Origin of the sequence: Paenibacillus sp. ALJ109b (assembly GCF_010747435.1) — a bacterium.
GTDB classification, from domain to species: Bacteria; Bacillota; Bacilli; order Paenibacillales; family Paenibacillaceae; genus Paenibacillus; species Paenibacillus taichungensis.
In genome coordinates this window covers 156172-174841 of record NZ_JAAIFP010000028.1, presented here as the reverse complement: position 1 = coordinate 174841, position 18670 = coordinate 156172, and the positions used below count along the sequence as shown (strand labels likewise).

The following is an 18670-nucleotide window of genomic DNA, read 5'->3' as shown; positions in this document are numbered from 1 at the left end:
ATGGATATGTCATTTCATGCTACAACGATCTGTGCAGTTCGTCATAATGGCAAAGCAGCCATTGCCGGTGATGGTCAGGTGACCATGGGGCAAAGTGTTGTGATGAAAAATACAGCCAAAAAGGTAAGACGTTTATATCGTGGACAGGTTGTGGCAGGTTTTGCAGGTTCCGTAGCGGATGCTATTACCTTGTTTGAGAAATTCGAAGGCAAGCTGGAGGAGCACCATGGTAATCTGCAGCGGGCAGCGGTAGAACTTGCCAAGGATTGGCGTCAGGATCGGATTTTGCGCAAACTGGAGGCACTCCTTATTGTTATGGATAAAACGGGTATGCTGCTGATTTCTGGTGGGGGAGAAATTATCGAGCCGGATGATGATGTTATCGCTATTGGTTCGGGAGGAAACTTCGCCTTGTCTGCTGCGCGTGCGTTAAAACGTCATGCGGTGGATCTGGAAGCGAAAGACATTGCTCGTGAATCACTCCAGATTGCTTCAGAGTTATGTGTATATACCAACAATAATATTATTGTTGAAGAGTTGTAAGGAAAGCAATCTCCCGTGATGGGGCATGATGATTAAATCGGCTCCAGTTACTTCGTGGAGATTCTTTGTCCTTGTAGCTAATCTATAATGTTCTATCTCATAAACAAGGTTCGCATACTGGTAGGAGGGAAGCTATATGGATACTCAAGCGTTAACGCCAAGACAAATCGTTGCAGAGCTTGATAAGTACATTGTAGGTCAAAAACAGGCTAAAAAATCGGTAGCGGTTGCCCTTCGCAATCGTTATCGCCGTAGCCTTTTGCCCGAACATACCCAAGATGATATTGTACCTAAAAATATTTTGATGATTGGACCTACTGGCGTTGGTAAAACAGAGATTGCACGTCGACTGGCTAAGTTGGTAGGAGCCCCATTCGTAAAGGTGGAGGCTACTAAGTTCACGGAAGTGGGTTATGTTGGCCGTGACGTGGAATCTATGATTCGTGATTTGATTGAAACATCACTGCGGATGGTCAAGCTGGAACGTACTGAAAAGGTCAAGGACAAAGCGGAAGAGGCTGCCAATGAACGGATCGTACATATTTTGGCCCCTTCACAATCCAAATCTAAAAATCAGCGAAATCCGTTCGAAATGATTTTTGGTAATAATGGCAACAACACGCCAGAAACTGATGAGCAAGAACCGGATACGGGAGTAGCCGAGCGGCGACGTAAAATCAAATTCGATTTGTTATCTGGCAAGCTGGAAGATGACGTTATCGAAATTGATGTGGAAGATACCACGCCTAACATGATGGACATGTTCGCTGGTCAAGGAAATGATCAGATGGGGATGAACATGCAGGAGATGTTTGGCAGTTTATTACCTCGTCGTACCAAAAAACGTAAACTGGCGATTAAGGAAGCTCGCAAAGTGTTGATTCAGGAAGAAGCGGGCAAGTTGATCGATATGGATGATGTTACTCAGGAGTCCATTCGCCGGGCGGAACAAACAGGTATCATATTCATTGACGAAATTGATAAAGTGGCCAGTCAAGGACGCGGTAGCGGCCCAGACGTATCCCGTGAAGGAGTACAGCGTGATATTCTGCCAATCGTGGAAGGATCTACGGTAATGACCAAGTACGGCCCTGTCAAAACGGATTACATCCTGTTTATGGCAGCTGGCGCATTTCACGTAGCAAAGCCCTCAGATCTCATTCCAGAGCTCCAGGGGCGTTTCCCAATCCGTGTAGAACTGAACAGCCTGACACTTGATGAATTTGTATCGATTCTCACTGAACCTAAAAATGCGTTAACCAAGCAGTATGTGGATTTGCTGCGTACGGAGAATATTGAGATTGAGTTCTCGGATGATGCCATTCGTGAGATTGCCAAGCTGGCTGAGTCCGTGAATCAGAATACCGAAAATATCGGCGCACGACGTCTGCATACTATTCTGGAGAAACTACTTGAGGATCTGTCTTTTGAAGCACCAGAACTTACGCTGGAGCGTATGGTAATCACTCCGGAATATGTACGTGAGAAATTGAATGACATTGCACTTGATCGTGATTTAAGTCAATATATCTTGTAACATAGGTGTAATGCTCTGTTCAGAGCGATTGAAGTATAAATGACGGTATACAATGGATGATTAAAGATCAAACGACTACACGGAAATAGGATATTCGGTCCTGGTTCTGACTGTAGTAGACTTTATTCAATCCATCTGTATGCCGTTTATTTTTGTTTTACCTAATATAATGCCGTATTGTAACCGATAAAAGAGATGGAGTTGTATAAGACGAAAGATAGTCTAGGACTTGTGCCGCAGATATAATGCATTTAGACCCTAAAGATGTGTTTATAACTCATATGTGATACTTCTATAAATTCCAATAATAGGATTTTGTTTTTCCAAGTCTGGTTATCGGTTTAATCAGAAGCTCGAGAAAGATTTGCATAAATGCGCAAAAAAATGAATAAGGTGGTATTGGGGATGTGACAAATTATTTTTGTGGAATATAAATGAGCTTGCTCAGTTTAAATGTTAAAAAAGTGTTTTAGATATTAAGCTGAAACAAGTAATCCGAAATGGATATTTTGTCAATTAGCAATTTCATTGTATAGAGAAGATTCAATGAAACATTATAAGAAAGCCTATTATATCGGTAAATATTTCTAATGAGAAATCGTTTGAAGCTTTTCGATAGATTCCTTGTTTGTATTATTATGATGTGCTCAAACGAGTTGATGCATAGTATAAATTTTAAGAATGTTTAAGAGCTCAATTCGAGCACTTAAGCTTATTTTTGTTTTGGGCCCCAACATTTACGAAAAAATTCATAATTTGCAGAAAATACACAAAAAGCTCTGTCTTTCAGAAAAGATAGGGCTTTTTTCTTATTGTAATATATCCCAATCTCGAAGAAACTTATGTTATACGACAACATCAGAGTTAATTCTACTTAAGTCCTAGAAAACCGTGTGAAAGTGAATGTTTTTTGTCGAAAAAACATAAGCATCCTGAGGGGAAAGATTGAATCTATTTCCATAATTTCTAAAGAGAGGAGGGCGATTATGAATCTTTTGAATGATATTAGTTTTCAAAGGCTGCAAGGTGCACTCGATGCCTCCAACATTAGACAACGAACAATTGCTGACAACATTGCGAATGCGGACACCCCGTATTTCAAGCGTTCGGACGTTGCTTTTGAAGAAATGCTACAGGAACAAATGAATGGAGATATGCCTGTTCTTAAAGGAAAAGTAACGGATTCAAGGCATTTTGTCATAGGTCCTTCCTCTTCCATACCTACACCTGTAGTTAATATGGACCAGTCAACATCCATGAATAACAACCAGAACAACGTCGATGTAGACAAAGAAATGAGTCTTCTGGCGGAGAATCAGCTGCGTTACAACGCTTATATTCAGCAAGTGAATGAACAGATCAAAATGATGCGTGTTGGAGTCGAAGGGAGATAACTTAGGTGAACATCAGTAACAGTTTCAGTATCAGTGCATCGGCTCTAACAGCTCAGCGTTTGCGGATGGATGTTATATCATCCAACATTGCCAACGCGGAGACGACGCGCGCGAGTGTGACCAACGGCGAGGCGGTTCCTTACAAGCGCAAGATGGTTGTGCTTGAACCCAACAAAACTTCCTTCAACAGCTTGCTTCAAAATCAGATGAAAAGCAGTGGGTCTGGAGAGGGAGTAAGAGTATCGGAGATTCGTGAAGATCAGTCACCTCTGAAGCCGGTCTACGACCCTACACATCCGGATGCCAACGCTGAGGGATATGTGTACATGCCTAATGTGGATATCGCGAAAGAAATGGTGGACATGATCTCGGCTTCACGCTCATATGAAGCAAACGTCACAGCTTTGAACTCAACCAAAGCAATGATATCCAAGGCATTGGAGATTGGAAGAGCCTAGTTAATGGCTTAAAGGTGGAAATATCCATAAAACCAAAGAACAGAAATGAAAGGGAGGGACATTAATGATTCAGAACAACATGTTTAGCACACAGGGGATTCAACCGCTTCAGATGCAAAGTACGGCACAAAGTAAACCATCTACACCAGCCGAAACCATCCAGAGCTTCGGTACATACCTACAGGATGCGCTAGGGTCTGTAGCTGCACAGGAGACCCAGGCACATGAAATGTCAAACCAATTCCTGGTTGGAAAAGTGAACGTTGATCAGGTGATGATCGCTTCTGAACAGGCCCTGTTGAGTCTGCAACTTACGACTCAAGTCCGAAATAAAGTAGTCGAAGCATATCAGGAGATTATGCGTACGCAATTATAAAATGGCTTAAATGCGCTTCGACAACAGCGCTGATTATTACAACAAGCAGCTGCGATGCTGCTCCTGACCGTTAAACTTTAGAACCTATAGAGATTGCGGAAGGACAGACCAAGCAAAGTTTCGGATGGGGTGACAGAGTGAATGAGAGAATTGCCCAATACAGGGATAAGGCATCCCAGTATTGGAATAGTTTTAGCAAAAAGCAAAAAGTATTATTTATTTCCACCTTCCTGTTTTTAATTTTGGCTGCAGTTGTACTAACCATGCAATTGTCAAAGACGGAATATGAAGTTGCTTTCACGGATTTGAATGCAAGTGACTCGGCAGGCGTCATTAATTATCTGGATTCATCGAGTATTCCATACAAATTAAGTGCAGATGGCAAGACCATATCTGTACCGAGCACGGATGTAGCTATTGCAAAAGTAAATATCGGATCACAAGGAATTATTCAGAATGGTTCATTAGGGTATAAGTCATTTGAGGAGTCATCATCTCCAATCGGGATGACGGATAAAGAGTTCGATGTGAAGTATAACAACGCATTGAACGGAGAAGTGGAGCAGTTGCTTCAACGAATGCAAGGCATACAGGATGCTAAAGTATTGGTCAATATGCCAAAAGATAATATCTTTGCTGGCCTAGAAGAGCAGGATAAAGCATCAGCATCAGTGGCCCTACAGTTTAAACCGGGTTATCACCCCAATCAGGCTGCGGTAGATGGATATTTTAATTTGGTCAAAACAGCCATTCCCAATCTACCTATTGAAAACATAACGATTACGAACACAGATGAAGCGGAACTAATTCCGACCGCCCGAGGTGGTAGCGGGGGATTATCTTCTGAAGTCCAAGAAAATATGGCGTTACAGAAGAAGTTCGAAAATGATGTTCGCAATAATGTGAAACAATTTCTTTCCCAGATTGTTGGTGACGAGAACGTCAATGTTCTGGTTGCTTCCAAGCTTAATTTTGACAAGGAAACACGGAAAGAAAACCTAGTCACGCCGGTCGATGTAGATAATATGAAAGGCATCGAAATCAGCGTGCAAGAGATTCAGAAGAGTTATACTGGGGCAAGTAATCCGACAGGCGGTGTTGCTGGCACGGGTCAAGAGGAAGTTCCGGGTTATCCATCATCGGATGCATCAGGCAATTCAACCTCGGAGGAAACATCCAGCACCAAAAACTACGATGTCAACCGAATTGTTAAAGATATCGTTTCTAGTCCGTATACTGTAAAAGATTTAACCATTAACGTCGCGGTTGAACCACCTGCAGGACAAACAGAATTACAAGCACCGGTTCAAGATGCGATTGAAAATATTTTGGTTAACATTGTCCGTGCATCATTGGCGGACTCAGGCACTGTAATAAGTGACGCAGACTTGGCCAAAAAAGTTTCGGTAATGTCTCAAGGTTTCCAGACTGCTGCGGCAACAAATACAGGGTTCCAGCTTTCCACCGGAATGATGTGGGGCATAGGAGCATTGGTGGCAGCATTGATTGCAACAGTTGTTATTTTGTTAGTGCGCCGTCGTCGCAAACAAAACGAAATAGAAGAAGAGGATATTCCTCTTCCGGTAGCAACAGAGTTTCCGTCCATTACGTTGGACAGTGTAACGAACGAAAGTCAAGTGCGCAAACAATTGGAGAGTTTGGCTAAGAAAAAGCCAGACGAATTCGTCAATCTGCTGCGTACGTGGCTGGCTGACGAATAGAGGTGAACGCATTGGCGAAGGCAAGCAGTCAAGGTCTGACTGGAAGACAAAAAGCAGCAATTTTGTTGATTACATTAGGTCCGGAAGTATCCGCGCAAATCTTCAAACATTTGCGTGATGAGGAGATTGAACAACTAACGTTGGAAATTGCCAATGTTCGTAAAGTGGATGCTTCCGAAAAAGATATGATAATGTCTGAGTTTCACCAGATCTGTCTCGCACAGGAGTACATCTCTCAGGGCGGTATTACGTACGCGAGAGAAATTCTGGAGAAAGCACTCGGGTCGCAAAAAGCACTTGAAGTTATTAACCGTTTGACAGCTACGCTGCAAGTTAGACCATTTGACTTTGCGCGTAAGGCGGATCCGAATCAAATATTGAACTTCATTCAGAACGAAAGCCCGCAAACGATTGCTCTGGTATTATCGTATCTGCAATTTGAGCAGGCAGCAGCAATCTTGTCCTCGTTACCACAAGAGAAGCAAGCCGATGTAGCACGTAGAGTTGCTGTGATGGACAGTACGTCTCCAGAAGTCATTTCTCAAGTGGAGCGGGTGCTCGAACAGAAATTATCTTCTACTGTTACACAGGATTATACAAATGCGGGTGGTATCGAATCCATCGTTCAGATCTTGAACGGCGTCGACCGTGGTACGGAACGTACTATTCTCGACTCGTTGGAAATTCAAGATCCGGAACTTGCAGAAGAAATCAAAAAACGCATGTTTGTATTCGAAGATATCGTCAATGTGGACGACCGTTCGATCCAGCGAATTATCCGGGATATCGACAACGCAGATTTGCAGTTGGCACTCAAAGTGGCAAGCGAAGAAGTACGGGATGCTATATTCCGGAATATGTCGAAACGGATGTCCGAGACATTCAAGGAAGAAATGGAATTCATGGGACCCGTTCGGTTGCGTGATGTTGAGGAAGCTCAGACTCGTATCGTAGGAACGATCCGCAGATTGGAAGAAGCTGGTGAGATCATTATCGCTCGCGGTGGAGGAGATGATATCATTGTCTAATTTGATTAAATCTTTCCAGTATGTACCGGTCGATGACCGCAAACGACTCGAAAATCATCATCATTATGGTGGACTGGAGTCTAATGCGGAGTTAGATGGTGAACGTGCTGAAGGTTCTGAAGCTGAGATGCTTCAGGCACGCGTGGACGAAGAAACACAACGTCTTACCGCGGAGATGCTGGAGGATGCCAAGGAGTTTGCAGAAAAGCAGGTACGTGATGCTTCAGAGGAAGCGGAGCGATTGCTTCAAGAAGCCCGTGAACAGATTGATAGCTGGTGGCAGGAACAGCGTCAGCAGGATGAACATCTTACTGAAGCGCTTCGTTCACAAGGTTTCCAGCAGGGTTTTGAAGAAGGCAAAGTACAGGCTGAACTGGATCTCCAGGTGAAGATCGAAGAGATGATGAAGGAAGCACGCGGGGTCCTTGAAGAAGCTTACGTTGCCAAAGATCAGATTATTCAGGAAGCAGAGCCTTTTCTTGTGGATCTCGCCTGTGGTATCGCTGAGAAGGTAATTGACAAACAACTCTCTGTTGAACCAGAACACACACTTGAATTGATTCGTCAGAGTTTGTCTCGCAAACGTGAACAGGGGATGATCACCTTATGTGTGGCACCTGATCAATTTGCTTTTGTGCAGGCCGCACGTGAAGAGTTGGCTATGGCAATTGACTCTCAGGCAGAATTGCAGATTTTGCCTGATGCTACGGTAAAAGACAAGGGATGTGTTATACGGTCGTCGTTTGGAAGCGTAGATGCCAGAATTGATACCCAGCTCGCTGAAATTAAAAAAGAACTGATCCGCATAGCACTTGAGGATGAGGGGCGAAAAAATCAACATGAAGATTCTTAGCTCACAGCGATACATGGAACATCTTAAGCAATTTGATCCGGTTCGTATTAACGGTAAGGTCACTCAGGTCATTGGTCTTATGGTTGAGTCGGAAGGTCCAGATGCTAGCATTGGTGATGTGTGTTACATCTACCCCGGAAAATCTGCCAAGCCACTTCAGGCAGAGGTTGTCGGGTTTCGGGATAACAAAGTATTGCTCATGCCACTCGGTGAACTTCAATCCATTGGTCCTGGATGTGATGTGGTCGGAACGGGTAAACCACTTGGGGTTCAGGTTGGATCAGAATTGCTTGGTAAGGTGTTAGATGGATTGGGACAACCTTTGGACGGTTCCTTGTTGCCCTCCAGAATGCCGATGTACTCCACATCTAATACGCCAGTGAATCCGATGGACCGTCCACGGGTACTCGAAACGATGGGTGTAGGTGTAAGAGCCATTGACGGTCTGTTGACGGTTGGCAAAGGACAGAGGGTTGGCATATTTGCTGGATCGGGTGTTGGTAAAAGTACCCTGATGGGTATGATCGCGCGCAATACAGCAGCAGACGTCAATGTAATTGCTTTGGTAGGGGAGCGGGGCCGTGAGGTTCGTGACTTTATTGAACGGGATCTGGGTCCCGAAGGATTGGAACGATCCGTCGTTATTGTCGCTACCTCTGATCAACCTGCTCTGATTCGAATCAAAGGCGCAGTCATCGCAACTACGATTGCGGAGTATTTCAGAGACAGAGGTATGAATGTCATGTTGATGATGGACTCCGTTACACGTTATGCCATGGCACAGAGGGAAGTGGGACTTGCCGTGGGAGAACCTCCTGCAATGAGAGGATACACTCCTTCTGTTTTTGCGAGTTTACCCAAGTTGCTTGAGCGAGCGGGGACTGGACCCACAGGTTCGATTACTGCTTTTTACACCGTCCTTGTCGACGGGGATGATATGAACGAACCGATTGCAGATGCGGTGAGAGGTATATTGGATGGTCATATTGTACTGAATCGGTCCATAGCAAACAAAGGTCATTTCCCTGCCATTGATGTGCTTGCGAGCATAAGTCGGGTTATGAAGGATATTGCTCCTGAAGAGCAGCTGGAAGCCGTTAATAATATGAAGAGACTGATGGCTGTGTACAAGGAATCAGAGGATTTAATCAACATTGGGGCTTATCAAAGAGGTTCAAATGCTGCCATTGATGAATCCATAGACCAGATTGATAGCATCTGGGACTTTACCAGGCAGAAAGTCGATGAAAAAGTAACGCTAAGTGAAGTGCAGGAACGTTTGATTCTTGAATTTGCAAGGAGATGAATGGGTAGACGATGAAATTTCGATATCATTTCCAGAAGGTTGTTGACCTGAAAAGCAATGAAAAAACGCAAGCGGAGTGGATGTTATCCACAGCCATCGGGAAACTTCAGACTGAGGAAGAGCATCTTTTACAACTATTGAATGATAAAAAGGAACTGATAGCTGTCATTCAATCCGCTACGGAAAGTACGGCTTCCGTATCCAGCTTGCAAGAGATGCAGCGGTATGTCCATCACCTTGACGAGTGCATTTCACGCAAAAGTAGTGATGTCAGACATGCTGAGGTCAATGTGCAACGGAATCAGACGTTTCTGAACGGCAAAATGATGGACGAAAAAGTATGGCTTGGGGCGAGAGACAAGGCCAAAATCAAATTTCAGCAGGAGATGCTCCTCCGGGAACAGAACGATCTGGACGAGATGGCTACTGTACGCTTCGCTGCCAAAGCCGGACGCGCGAATTGATGTGGCCGGACGCGAAGTTGTCTCGTGAAGGAGGAAAGAACAATGGCTGTTAAAGACACAGATATGGAAAAAGAGTCGAGCGGTGGTTGGGAAAAGTTTCTGATGATTTCAATCCCAATTGTGTTCACTGTGGTTTTGTTAGGTGTATTGCTTACTCTATTTAATGTAGATATTCGCAACAACCTGCTTGATGTAGCTAACAAAATACCTGTCGTGAAGGACTGGGTACCTGATCCTGTGCTAGATCCAGAGAAAAAGAAACTGGAGAAGAGTGAGCAGCAGGTCGAGAGTGCAGAAGCGACAATAGATAAGCTGAAGGCACAAGTAAGCGAGAAAGAAACAGAACTCAAAGCAGCGAAGGATGCCACGACCACAGAGGCGAAGAAAGCAAGCGATTTACAAAAGAAATTAGATGATGCGGAAAAAGCGGCTGAAACCGCTGCGCAGAATCCAGAGACCGAGTCTGATTATCAGAAACAAATTAAAGATTTGGCGAAGATGTATGCGGACATGAGTCCCAGTAAGGCCGCACCGATTTTGCAAAATATGACGAATGAAGAGATGGTGTTGCTTCTTAGTGTGATGCAATCGGCTGCACGAACCAAGGTATTGGAGAAGATGGACCCGAAAATAGCGGCTGATGTCACGATGATGATGAAGGATGCAAAACCATCGGGTGATCTGGCCCTGGATGCGCTGCAATCCCGCTTAAAGAAAGAGACTGCAACGACATCAACGGCGTCTACAACCAATTCCAAAAACTTGGATAAAAATCAGCTTAGTCAAACGTTTGCTTCCATGTCAGCTTCTAGTGGAGCCAAGCTGTTGCTCGAAACATACAAGCTGAGTCCGGACAAAACCTTGACCATTTTGAATTCTGTCGACGATGCTACACGATCTCAATTGCTGGAAAATATGTCGACTGAAAATTCGGTTGAAACTGCAAAAATATTAAATAAATTAATGGGTAACAAGTAAGATTAGTAGCGTCTGTTTACTACGGAGAGGAGGTGAAAACAAATGTCGATTGTATATCAAATGACATCCACATCATCCGCCAAGACAACAGGAGCAGCTCCGACAGCTGGAACTGGATCCAAAGGGGCAACTGCTGGAAGCGGTGATTTTCTGCAAACTCTTGCCCAATCATTAAATGGTGGTGCAACGGCGGAGAACAGCTCGGCTGCAGCAGGGAGCTTAACAGCGAATTCACTAGTGTTTACCTTTGCATCTAGTGAAGAAGGGGAACAAACATCGATCACCGATATTTTAAGTTCGTTATTCGCAGATTTGGATTCGCTAGATGAAGCTTTGGAAAATGATCCGTCACTACTTGCTGATTTACAAAGTCTGATTCAGCAGATGTACGCTCAATTAGATGCTAATCCTGGTATTCAAGCCGAAGGTTCTGATGAGCCTGCAATTGAAGCGGGAAATGCAGCATCAGCAATTGATCTGGCGGAACATCCAGCAGCAGTGCGCTTCGTATTACAGGATGTGCTTACACAGTTAATTGCGGGTATGAATGAGCCTGATAGTACTGTTGTCAAGAACGCTCCAGAATTCAAGCATTTGCTTCAATCTCTTCAAAGTCAGTTGCAAGATGCTGGCGTTGACACCAGTCTTAACAAAGGGTGGACTGAACTTAAATCCATTCTGGATACATTAGCAGTGGCTAAGGATCAGGCTGTGCAAGTGACTCCAACAAATCAAACGTCCAAGCAAGACTCAGTGGCATCACAAGTTCTTGTTGCGGCCGCTTCAAATACTGGACCTAAAGTTTCAGTTGAAACGGATTCAGTACCAACAACGAATGAAGTAGGAGAAGTGGACCATTCAAGTATCATTACGGCAGGAGAGTTGTCCTTACGTTCATCAGGTACATCAGCAGGTAAACCAGCTGAACCTGTCATGCAAGCCTCCCAGTTTGCAAAAGAGATGACACAGTTTGTTGTGAATAAATTGGATATTGTGCAACAAAAGGGGTTTTCGGAAGCGACTATCTCACTACGTCCAGAACATCTGGGTAAGCTGGATGTGCAGATTACTTTGCAAAACGGACAATTGGTTGCACGTTTTATGACCGAGCATACGATGGCGAAAGACATGTTGGAACAGCAAATGATGCAACTGCGTAGCTCTCTCCAAGCTCAAGGCATTCAAGTGGAACGACTTGAAGTTACTCAGAACAGCTCACTTGGTTCACAAATGTACCAGGATGGGGGACGCCAGCCTGGAAGCAATTCTCAGCAGCAACGTCGCTCACGTGAACGTGAAGAACAATCGGATGATGCTGTAACTACAGCAACTCTCCAGGAAGAATTGCGCAACTGGCGCAGTGAACATGAGGAAGGCAACGACCTGCGGAGAGACACGTTTACAGCTGAAGCTTAAACAGAAATGAGGTGAAAATATGGCTAATGAAGCGATTTCTACCAATAACACCTGGCCTAACTATTCGGCAGCGAATAAAGCCACAACAAGCGCTGCAACAAAAGAGCTGGGCAAGGATCAGTTTCTTAAAATATTGATCACTCAGCTACAAAATCAGGATCCGATGCAGCCAATGGAAGATAAGGAATTTATCGCTCAGATGGCTCAGTTCAGTTCGGTAGAACAACTGGTGAATATCTCTTCTCAGCTAAAGACTTTGAATCAGTCTCTTGGGACAGTTTCGGGCATGATTGGCCGCGAGATCAGTTGGCTTTCTTCTAATAAAGAGGATAACGGAACCCTCCGTCAGGGTATTGTGGATTCCATTATCGTAAGAGATGGTGTTCAGTACGCAAAAGTGGGCAATGACGAAATCAAGTTGGATGAAATTATTCAAGTAACTAATCCAACACAGGCTGAGGAAAATGAAACTCCAGTTCAGGACGCTGCAGATTCAACTGTAACGAACGAAACCAAGGAACCAGAACCATCAGCACAGCCTGAAGACAATGGAAACATGTTATGAGTGACCGCATAACAGTAGGCCAACTGTACACAGGTCCAATTACACCCAATTTGCTTAACCGCTCCAAAGCGGGAGAAGCATCCAATGTACCTGAACGCCCTTTTGCACAGGTGTTGGAAGACAACCTCCTGAAATTGAGTAATCATGCTGCCAAAAGGTTGGAACAGCGCGGTATTGAACTCAAGACTGAGCAGATGCAGCAGATTGGAACTGCACTGGATAAGGCTGCTGCCAAAGGAGCCAAGGAATCCTTGATTTTGATGAAAGATATGGCTTTTATCGTTAATGTCAAAAATCGTACTGTTGTTACAGCCATGGATAGTGAAAGCATGAAGGATAATGTATTCACCCAGATTGATAGTGCTGTAATCATTTCTTGACCGGCTGGCCCTTCTCGGGAGCCGGAATGCCGCTGACCGACTGACGCGGTAACCAAACTAAGGCTGGGAGGATTTTTAAAAAATGTTGAAATCAATGTACTCAGGCGTTTCCGGGATGCGGGGTTTTCAAACGAAACTTGATGTTATCGGTAATAATATTGCGAACGTGAATACGGTTGGTTTTAAAGGTAGCCGTGTCATGTTCAAAGATATTATGAGCCAAACAACGGCGGGGGTAACAGCGCCAGGAGATGAAAACGGTGGTGTAAATGCAAAGCAGATTGGTTTGGGTGTATCGGTGGGATCGATTGATACGCTGCATCTCGCAGGCAGCCCAATGACAACTAATAATCCAACCGACCTGCGTCTAAATGGTGATGGTTTCTTCCTAGTTACCCTTGGTGGGGAACAAGAAGTTCCTTTTTTAACCCGTGCAGGAGATTTCCATGTGGATGCTAACCGTAACCTCGTGACATCCGATGGTCTGTTCGTTGTTGATAGTGGTGGAGAACCTATCACATTGGACGAAACAGTCGTTTCTTTCACGATTGGTCAAGATGGAATTATCAACCAGACGATGGATGATGGAACAACTGAAGCTGGAGCACAACTCGGCATAGGGAAAGTAACAAATCCGGAAGGTCTGGAAAAAATCGGTGGCAACTTGTATCGCATTACTGCAAATGCCAATGCTGATGGGGAATTTGAAATTGTCACTGCCAATAGTACTGAATTTGGTACAGGATCCGTTATTGCAGGACAACTTGAAATGTCCAACGTGGATCTAACTGGAGAATTCACAGAGATGATCGTGGCTCAGCGTGGATTCCAGGCGAATTCACGGATTATTACAACGTCCGATGAAGTGCTTCAAGAAGTTGTTAACCTGAAACGTTAATAACTGATTAGTAATTTTTAATGCGTGGGGGAGCCTGCTCCTCCACTCTGATCGAGGGGGCTTAGCATGATTTCGGTTACGCGGTTAAACGGTTCTCCCATGTGGTTAAATGCGCTGATGGTTGAAATTGTGGAAGAGACACCAGACACGTATATTACTCTGGTAACCGGAAAGAGACTTATTGTGCTTGAGAAAGCCGATGAGGTTATTTCCAAAATTAAAGATTACAACCGTGAAATCGGGGTTCAGGCAGCCACTATTAAAGTGCAGCAAACGGAGGAGTCCTGATGAAAAAGATGTTGCCTTGGCTTGCAACAAGCTTGCTAGCTATAACACTTATTGTGGTGGTTGTGTTTGTATTTATGCAAGGACAGAACGGGAATAAGATTGATACACATACGGCAGCCGCGGCAGAGAAGAAGATGACTGCGGATGAGATTGTTGCAGTTTCCTCAGAGCTTGGAGAAATTAAAACCAATTTGGCTGATATAGACCATATTGTAGTTGTAAGTTTTTCTTTCAAATTGTCCGACAAAAAGGCTAAAGAAGATTTTGAGAAAATCAAGGAAATCACGGTGAAGCCTATTATCATCCAGACTTTTGCGGATACCAAGTCTGATGAACTAGCTACAGCGAAAGGTCGCATTCAATTTAATAAAAAATTGACTGAGCTTATTAATGAAGCTTTACCAGAAGGTAAGCTGACCAGCACTAGTTTTTCTTCTTTTTTGACAGCACCAATATAATGAACAGAACACGCTGTAAATCTGTAAGGGGGTGAGAACATGGTGGATGTATTATCACAAAATGAGATTGACGCCCTATTAGCTGCCCTTTCCTCTGGTGAGATGGATGCCGAGGAATTGAAAAAGGAAGAAACTCAAAAGAAAATTAGATCGTACGATTTTAAGCGGGCGGTTCGTTTTTCCAAAGATCATATTCGAAGCTTGACCCGTATTCACGAAAACTTTGCACGCTTTCTCACCACTTATTTTTCAGCCCAACTGCGGACGTTCGTTCAGATCAATGTCGTTCAGGTTGAACAGCTGCCTTATGACGAGTTTATCCGTTCTATTCCGAAGATGACGATATTGAACATATTTGAGGCGGAGCCATTACAGGGACGGATGGTGATGGAGGTTCATCCCAACGTGGGTTATGCAATGCTGGATCGTCTGCTTGGCGGAACAGGAAATGCACCGACAAAGATCGCATCGATGACGGAAATTGAGACGACGATTATGGAGCGGATTTTCAGCCGTGCGTTTGAGAGTTTGCAGGAAGCATGGAAGACTGTGTTGGATATTTCTCCAAGGATGGAAGCACTGGAGACCAATCCGCAATTTATGCAGATTGTATCCCCCAATGAGACCATTGCTTTGATCTCACTGAGTACCAAAATCGGTGACACCACAGGCATGATCAATTTGTGTATCCCGCATGTCGTTCTTGAACCAATTATGTCCCGGTTGTCGACTCATCAGTGGTTTGTTTCGGAGAAAAAGACGAGAGCTCCTGAAGAATATGATGCTCTCAAAGAGCGTGTGAACAAAGCCAAATTGCCCGTCGTTGCGGAGTTGGGAGAATCCAGAATTTCAATTGCTGAATTTTTGGGTCTGTCTGTTGGCGATGTCATTACGTTGAACAAACCCGTTGATGAGGGACTGTCCATTAAAGTTGGAGACAGGCTGAAGTATATGGGTAGCCCGGGAACGATCAAGGATCGTGTGGCTGTGCAAATAGACAAGATTGTCACCGAAGGAGTTGAAGAATTTGACGAGTAAGGATTATTTATCCCAAGAAGAAATCGATGCTTTGCTCAGACAATCGGAATCGATGAACAGTTCGGAACCGGCTGTGAAAACAGTTGATGATTTTTTGACCGAGCTGGAACAGGATGCCTTGGGGGAGATTGGTAACATTACATTTGGTAGCGCGGCGACAGCTTTGTCCACGCTATTAGGTCTAAAAGTAGATATTACAACACCTAAGGTATCCATCATCAGTCGGACACAGTTTGATGAAGCATTTCCTAAGCCCCACGTTGCAGTCCATGTGAATTATGTGGATGGATTTGAAGGGATCAACTCGCTAGTCATCAAAAAACGGGATGCTCAAGTCATAGCCGATTTGATGCTTGGTGGCGAAGGAAATCCGATTGATGAAGAACTGAATGAAATCCATATCAGTGCAGTACAAGAAGCGATGAATCAGATGATGGGTTCGTCTGCTACTTCCATGTCCACAATCTTTAACCGTTTCGTGAATATTTCTCCTCCTGGAATTGATATTCTTAATATGGAAAGTGGCGAGGGAGTCAGCAATCTTCCAGAAGATGAGACGTTGATCCAAGTATCGTTCCGTCTGTTGATTGGCGATCTGATTGATTCCAATCTCATGCAGCTGCTTCCAGTCCACTTTGCCAAAGAAATGGTAGAGATGTTGATTGGAGGAGCCCAAGAGTCTACTGCTAGTGCACCAGTTGCGTCTACACCAGAGCCAGTACCGGCAGCAGTACCTGTTGCCCCTGAGCAACCTCCGGTTCAGCAACAGATACCGCCACAGGCACAACAGCCGCCTGTTCAAGATTATAATGGCTATGGACAGGCTCCGATGGGGATGCCGCAAGGAATGCCGCCACAGCAGCCTTATGGCATGCCTCCGCAGCAACCTTATGGTGTACCGCAGCATTACGGCGGTGTGCCGAATAGGAATGTAAACGTACAACCGGTTCAATTCGCCAATTTGCAAAATGGGGCGTTCGGCCAGGTAGACGAAAACAATTTGAATTTATTGATGGACATTCCCCTTAAAGTCACCGTAGAATTAGGAAGGACCCAGAAGCAAATTAAGGATATTTTAGAACTGTCACAAGGTTCAATTGTCGAGCTGGATAAACTGGCCGGTGAACCTGTCGATATTTTGGTGAATAACAAGTTGATTGCCAAAGGTGAGGTTGTCGTAATCGACGAAAACTTTGGTGTTCGTGTTATAGATATCGTAAGCCAATGGGACCGAATTCAGAAATTACAATAAGCACAATTTAGGGAGGACTTGAATCAAGATGGCAAACCGAATTTTAGTCGTGGACGACGCTGCATTTATGAGAATGATGATCCGGGACATTTTGTCCAAAAACGGATACGAGGTCGTTGGCGAAGCACAGGATGGATCACAAGCAATTGAGAAGTTTAAGGAGCTTCGTCCTGATCTGATCACAATGGATATTACCATGCCTGAGATGGATGGTATTGCAGCTTTGAAAGAAATCAAAAAAATTGATGCTAACGCAAAAGTGATTATGTGCTCTGCGATGGGTCAACAAGCGATGGTTATTGATGCAATCCAAGCTGGAGCTAAAGATTTCATTGTGAAGCCGTTCCAATCTGACCGGGTTATCGAAGCAATCAGCAAAACGCTGGGCGTTTAAGAGACATGATGATGGCTCAGGATAAGATTCCAGATGATGTTGGCACGGGAGTCAATTATTATTTTCAGCTTGTATGGGTGATTGTTGTCCTGGCCGTCATTCTGGTTCTTATAGTCTATCTGATTCGTTTTCTAAACAAACGGAATCAGCGATGGTTCCGGAACGGCACAATTCGTATTCTGGGTGGAGTCGGACTGGGACCAAACAAGTCGCTGCAAATTATAGAAATTGGCGGTAGCGTTTATCTACTCGGTGTGGGTGATGACATACAGCTGGTGGATAAGGTTTCGGATCTTGAAGAGGCACAGCGTATCATTGATTCATTTGAACGGGATGCTTCAGCACAACAGGGGAGCCTTTCGCCTCTCATTGCAAAACTGGCAGCCCGATTGCGCAAAGATGAACCGCCGCGGGAGATGGAACTCGAGGATACAACCTCTTTTCACGAACTGTTTGAATCTAAACTTCGGCAGATGCCTAACCGTAAAGAGAAGATGGAGAAGGTTCTGGAAGAAGACAATACTACAGATCGGTCGAGGGATTCATGAAGAAAAAGATTTGGTTAGCGTGTTTTTTCATAGGACTCATCAGTCTAGCATCCGTCACTGTTGCTTTTGCAGAACCAATTCCGAATATTGATATTCAAATTGGAAACGGGGATGGGGGCACACCAAGCACGAGTTCACTGTCCATTATCCTGCTGATCACGGTACTTAGTATCGCACCAGCCTTGCTGGTACTGATGACCAGCTTTACCCGGATTGTTATCGTTCTCGGTTTTGTGCGGACATCCTTGGGTACGCAGCAAATGCCACCCAATCAGGTGCTGGTCGGTTTGGCACTTTTTCTAACACTTTTCATCATGTCACCAACGTTGTCGTCCATCAATCAGGTAGCGCTCCAGCCCTATCTCAAGGGAGACATCACACAAACCGAAGCGTTGGAAAAAGCTGCGGATCCCATGAAGAAGTTTATGTTCTCCCACACTAGGGAGAAAGACCTATTGCTGTTTATGAAGTACAATCAAACCGAAAAGCCCAGCACATACCAGGATATTCCGATTACTGTGATGGTACCGGCATATGCAATCAGTGAGTTGAAGACAGCATTCCAGATGGGATTCATGATCTTTATTCCCTTCTTGGTTATAGACATTGTAGTTGCGAGTACACTCATGGCTATGGGGATGATGATGCTTCCACCTGTCATGATCTCATTACCTTTCAAAATTCTGCTATTTGTACTTGTCGATGGCTGGTATCTGGTCGTGAAGTCACTGTTGCTGAGTTTTAACACTTGAGCCGGCATATTAAAGGAGGACGG

General features: G+C 44.4%; 22 protein-coding genes. All 22 read left to right on the top strand.

What is annotated here, in order from left to right:
* Entirely contained in the window at positions 1-543 is a 543-nt protein-coding gene (gene hslV / locus G3352_RS24960) for an ATP-dependent protease subunit HslV (RefSeq protein WP_024630205.1), read from the top strand.
* A 136-nt stretch (positions 544-679) separates the two neighbouring features.
* Positions 680-2080, top strand: a complete 1401-nt coding sequence (hslU, locus tag G3352_RS24955; RefSeq protein ID WP_099853318.1) for an ATP-dependent protease ATPase subunit HslU — start codon at positions 680-682, stop codon at positions 2078-2080.
* A 986-nt stretch (positions 2081-3066) separates the two neighbouring features.
* Positions 3067-3474: a flagellar basal body rod protein FlgB gene (flgB, locus tag G3352_RS24950; RefSeq protein ID WP_053783790.1), complete on the top strand. Its 408-nt coding sequence runs from the start codon at positions 3067-3069 to the stop codon at positions 3472-3474.
* Positions 3475-3479: 5 nt separating this feature from the next.
* A complete protein-coding gene (gene flgC, locus G3352_RS24945) occupies positions 3480-3932 on the top strand; it encodes a flagellar basal body rod protein FlgC (protein WP_063566414.1) in 453 nt (150 codons plus the stop codon).
* 64 nt (positions 3933-3996) lie between these two features.
* The gene (gene fliE, locus G3352_RS24940) at positions 3997-4308 is read left to right on the top strand and encodes a flagellar hook-basal body complex protein FliE (protein WP_024630209.1); all 312 of its coding nucleotides are present in this window, start codon (positions 3997-3999) and stop codon (positions 4306-4308) included.
* Between the two features lie 137 nt (positions 4309-4445).
* Entirely contained in the window at positions 4446-6029 is a 1584-nt protein-coding gene (fliF, locus tag G3352_RS24935) for a flagellar basal-body MS-ring/collar protein FliF (RefSeq protein WP_163760951.1), read from the top strand.
* Positions 6030-6031: 2 nt separating this feature from the next.
* The gene (gene fliG, locus G3352_RS24930) at positions 6032-7057 is read left to right on the top strand and encodes a flagellar motor switch protein FliG (RefSeq protein ID WP_373560307.1); all 1026 of its coding nucleotides are present in this window, start codon (positions 6032-6034) and stop codon (positions 7055-7057) included.
* Complete coding sequence (locus tag G3352_RS24925) at positions 7050-7910, top strand: FliH/SctL family protein (RefSeq protein WP_163760949.1); 861 nt, start codon at positions 7050-7052, stop codon at positions 7908-7910. Before fliG ends, G3352_RS24925 begins: the two co-directional genes overlap by 8 nt.
* Positions 7897-9216 (top strand): flagellar protein export ATPase FliI, encoded by a 1320-nt coding sequence (gene fliI, locus G3352_RS24920; protein WP_163760947.1) that lies wholly within the window; start codon positions 7897-7899, stop codon positions 9214-9216. Before G3352_RS24925 ends, fliI begins: the two co-directional genes overlap by 14 nt.
* Before the next feature lie 11 nt (positions 9217-9227).
* Positions 9228-9680: a flagellar export protein FliJ gene (gene fliJ / locus G3352_RS24915; RefSeq protein WP_163760945.1), complete on the top strand. Its 453-nt coding sequence runs from the start codon at positions 9228-9230 to the stop codon at positions 9678-9680.
* A gap of 42 nt (positions 9681-9722) precedes the next feature.
* Positions 9723-10658: a MotE family protein gene (locus tag G3352_RS24910; protein ID WP_163760944.1), complete on the top strand. Its 936-nt coding sequence runs from the start codon at positions 9723-9725 to the stop codon at positions 10656-10658.
* Positions 10659-10700: 42 nt separating this feature from the next.
* Positions 10701-12074 (top strand): flagellar hook-length control protein FliK, encoded by a 1374-nt coding sequence (locus tag G3352_RS24905; RefSeq protein WP_163760942.1) that lies wholly within the window; start codon positions 10701-10703, stop codon positions 12072-12074.
* A 19-nt stretch (positions 12075-12093) separates the two neighbouring features.
* Positions 12094-12639: a flagellar hook capping FlgD N-terminal domain-containing protein gene (locus tag G3352_RS24900; RefSeq protein ID WP_090895972.1), complete on the top strand. Its 546-nt coding sequence runs from the start codon at positions 12094-12096 to the stop codon at positions 12637-12639.
* A complete protein-coding gene (locus tag G3352_RS24895) occupies positions 12636-13019 on the top strand; it encodes a TIGR02530 family flagellar biosynthesis protein (protein ID WP_163760940.1) in 384 nt (127 codons plus the stop codon). Before G3352_RS24900 ends, G3352_RS24895 begins: the two co-directional genes overlap by 4 nt.
* An 82-nt stretch (positions 13020-13101) precedes the next feature.
* The gene (gene flgG / locus G3352_RS24890; protein WP_076289510.1) at positions 13102-13917 is read left to right on the top strand and encodes a flagellar basal body rod protein FlgG; all 816 of its coding nucleotides are present in this window, start codon (positions 13102-13104) and stop codon (positions 13915-13917) included.
* 66 nt (positions 13918-13983) lie between these two features.
* On the top strand, positions 13984-14205 hold the full coding sequence (locus tag G3352_RS24885) for a flagellar FlbD family protein (RefSeq protein ID WP_024630220.1): 222 nt from the start codon (positions 13984-13986) through the stop codon (positions 14203-14205).
* Entirely contained in the window at positions 14205-14663 is a 459-nt protein-coding gene (locus G3352_RS24880) for a flagellar basal body-associated FliL family protein (protein ID WP_099853299.1), read from the top strand. Before G3352_RS24885 ends, G3352_RS24880 begins: the two co-directional genes overlap by 1 nt.
* Before the next feature lie 39 nt (positions 14664-14702).
* A complete protein-coding gene (fliM, locus tag G3352_RS24875) occupies positions 14703-15701 on the top strand; it encodes a flagellar motor switch protein FliM (protein WP_024630222.1) in 999 nt (332 codons plus the stop codon).
* The gene (gene fliY / locus G3352_RS24870) at positions 15691-16953 is read left to right on the top strand and encodes a flagellar motor switch phosphatase FliY (protein WP_163760937.1); all 1263 of its coding nucleotides are present in this window, start codon (positions 15691-15693) and stop codon (positions 16951-16953) included. Before fliM ends, fliY begins: the two co-directional genes overlap by 11 nt.
* Positions 16954-16981: 28 nt before the next feature.
* On the top strand, positions 16982-17347 hold the full coding sequence (locus tag G3352_RS24865; protein ID WP_017689175.1) for a response regulator: 366 nt from the start codon (positions 16982-16984) through the stop codon (positions 17345-17347).
* Between the two features lie 8 nt (positions 17348-17355).
* Positions 17356-17895 carry a flagellar biosynthetic protein FliO gene (locus G3352_RS24860; protein ID WP_371121409.1) on the top strand — a complete coding sequence of 180 codons (540 nt, stop codon included), beginning with the start codon at positions 17356-17358 and terminating at the stop codon, positions 17893-17895.
* A complete protein-coding gene (gene fliP / locus G3352_RS24855; protein ID WP_063566400.1) occupies positions 17892-18647 on the top strand; it encodes a flagellar type III secretion system pore protein FliP in 756 nt (251 codons plus the stop codon). The genes G3352_RS24860 and fliP overlap by 4 nt, the downstream gene beginning before the upstream one ends.
* Positions 18648-18670 lie beyond the last annotated feature (23 nt).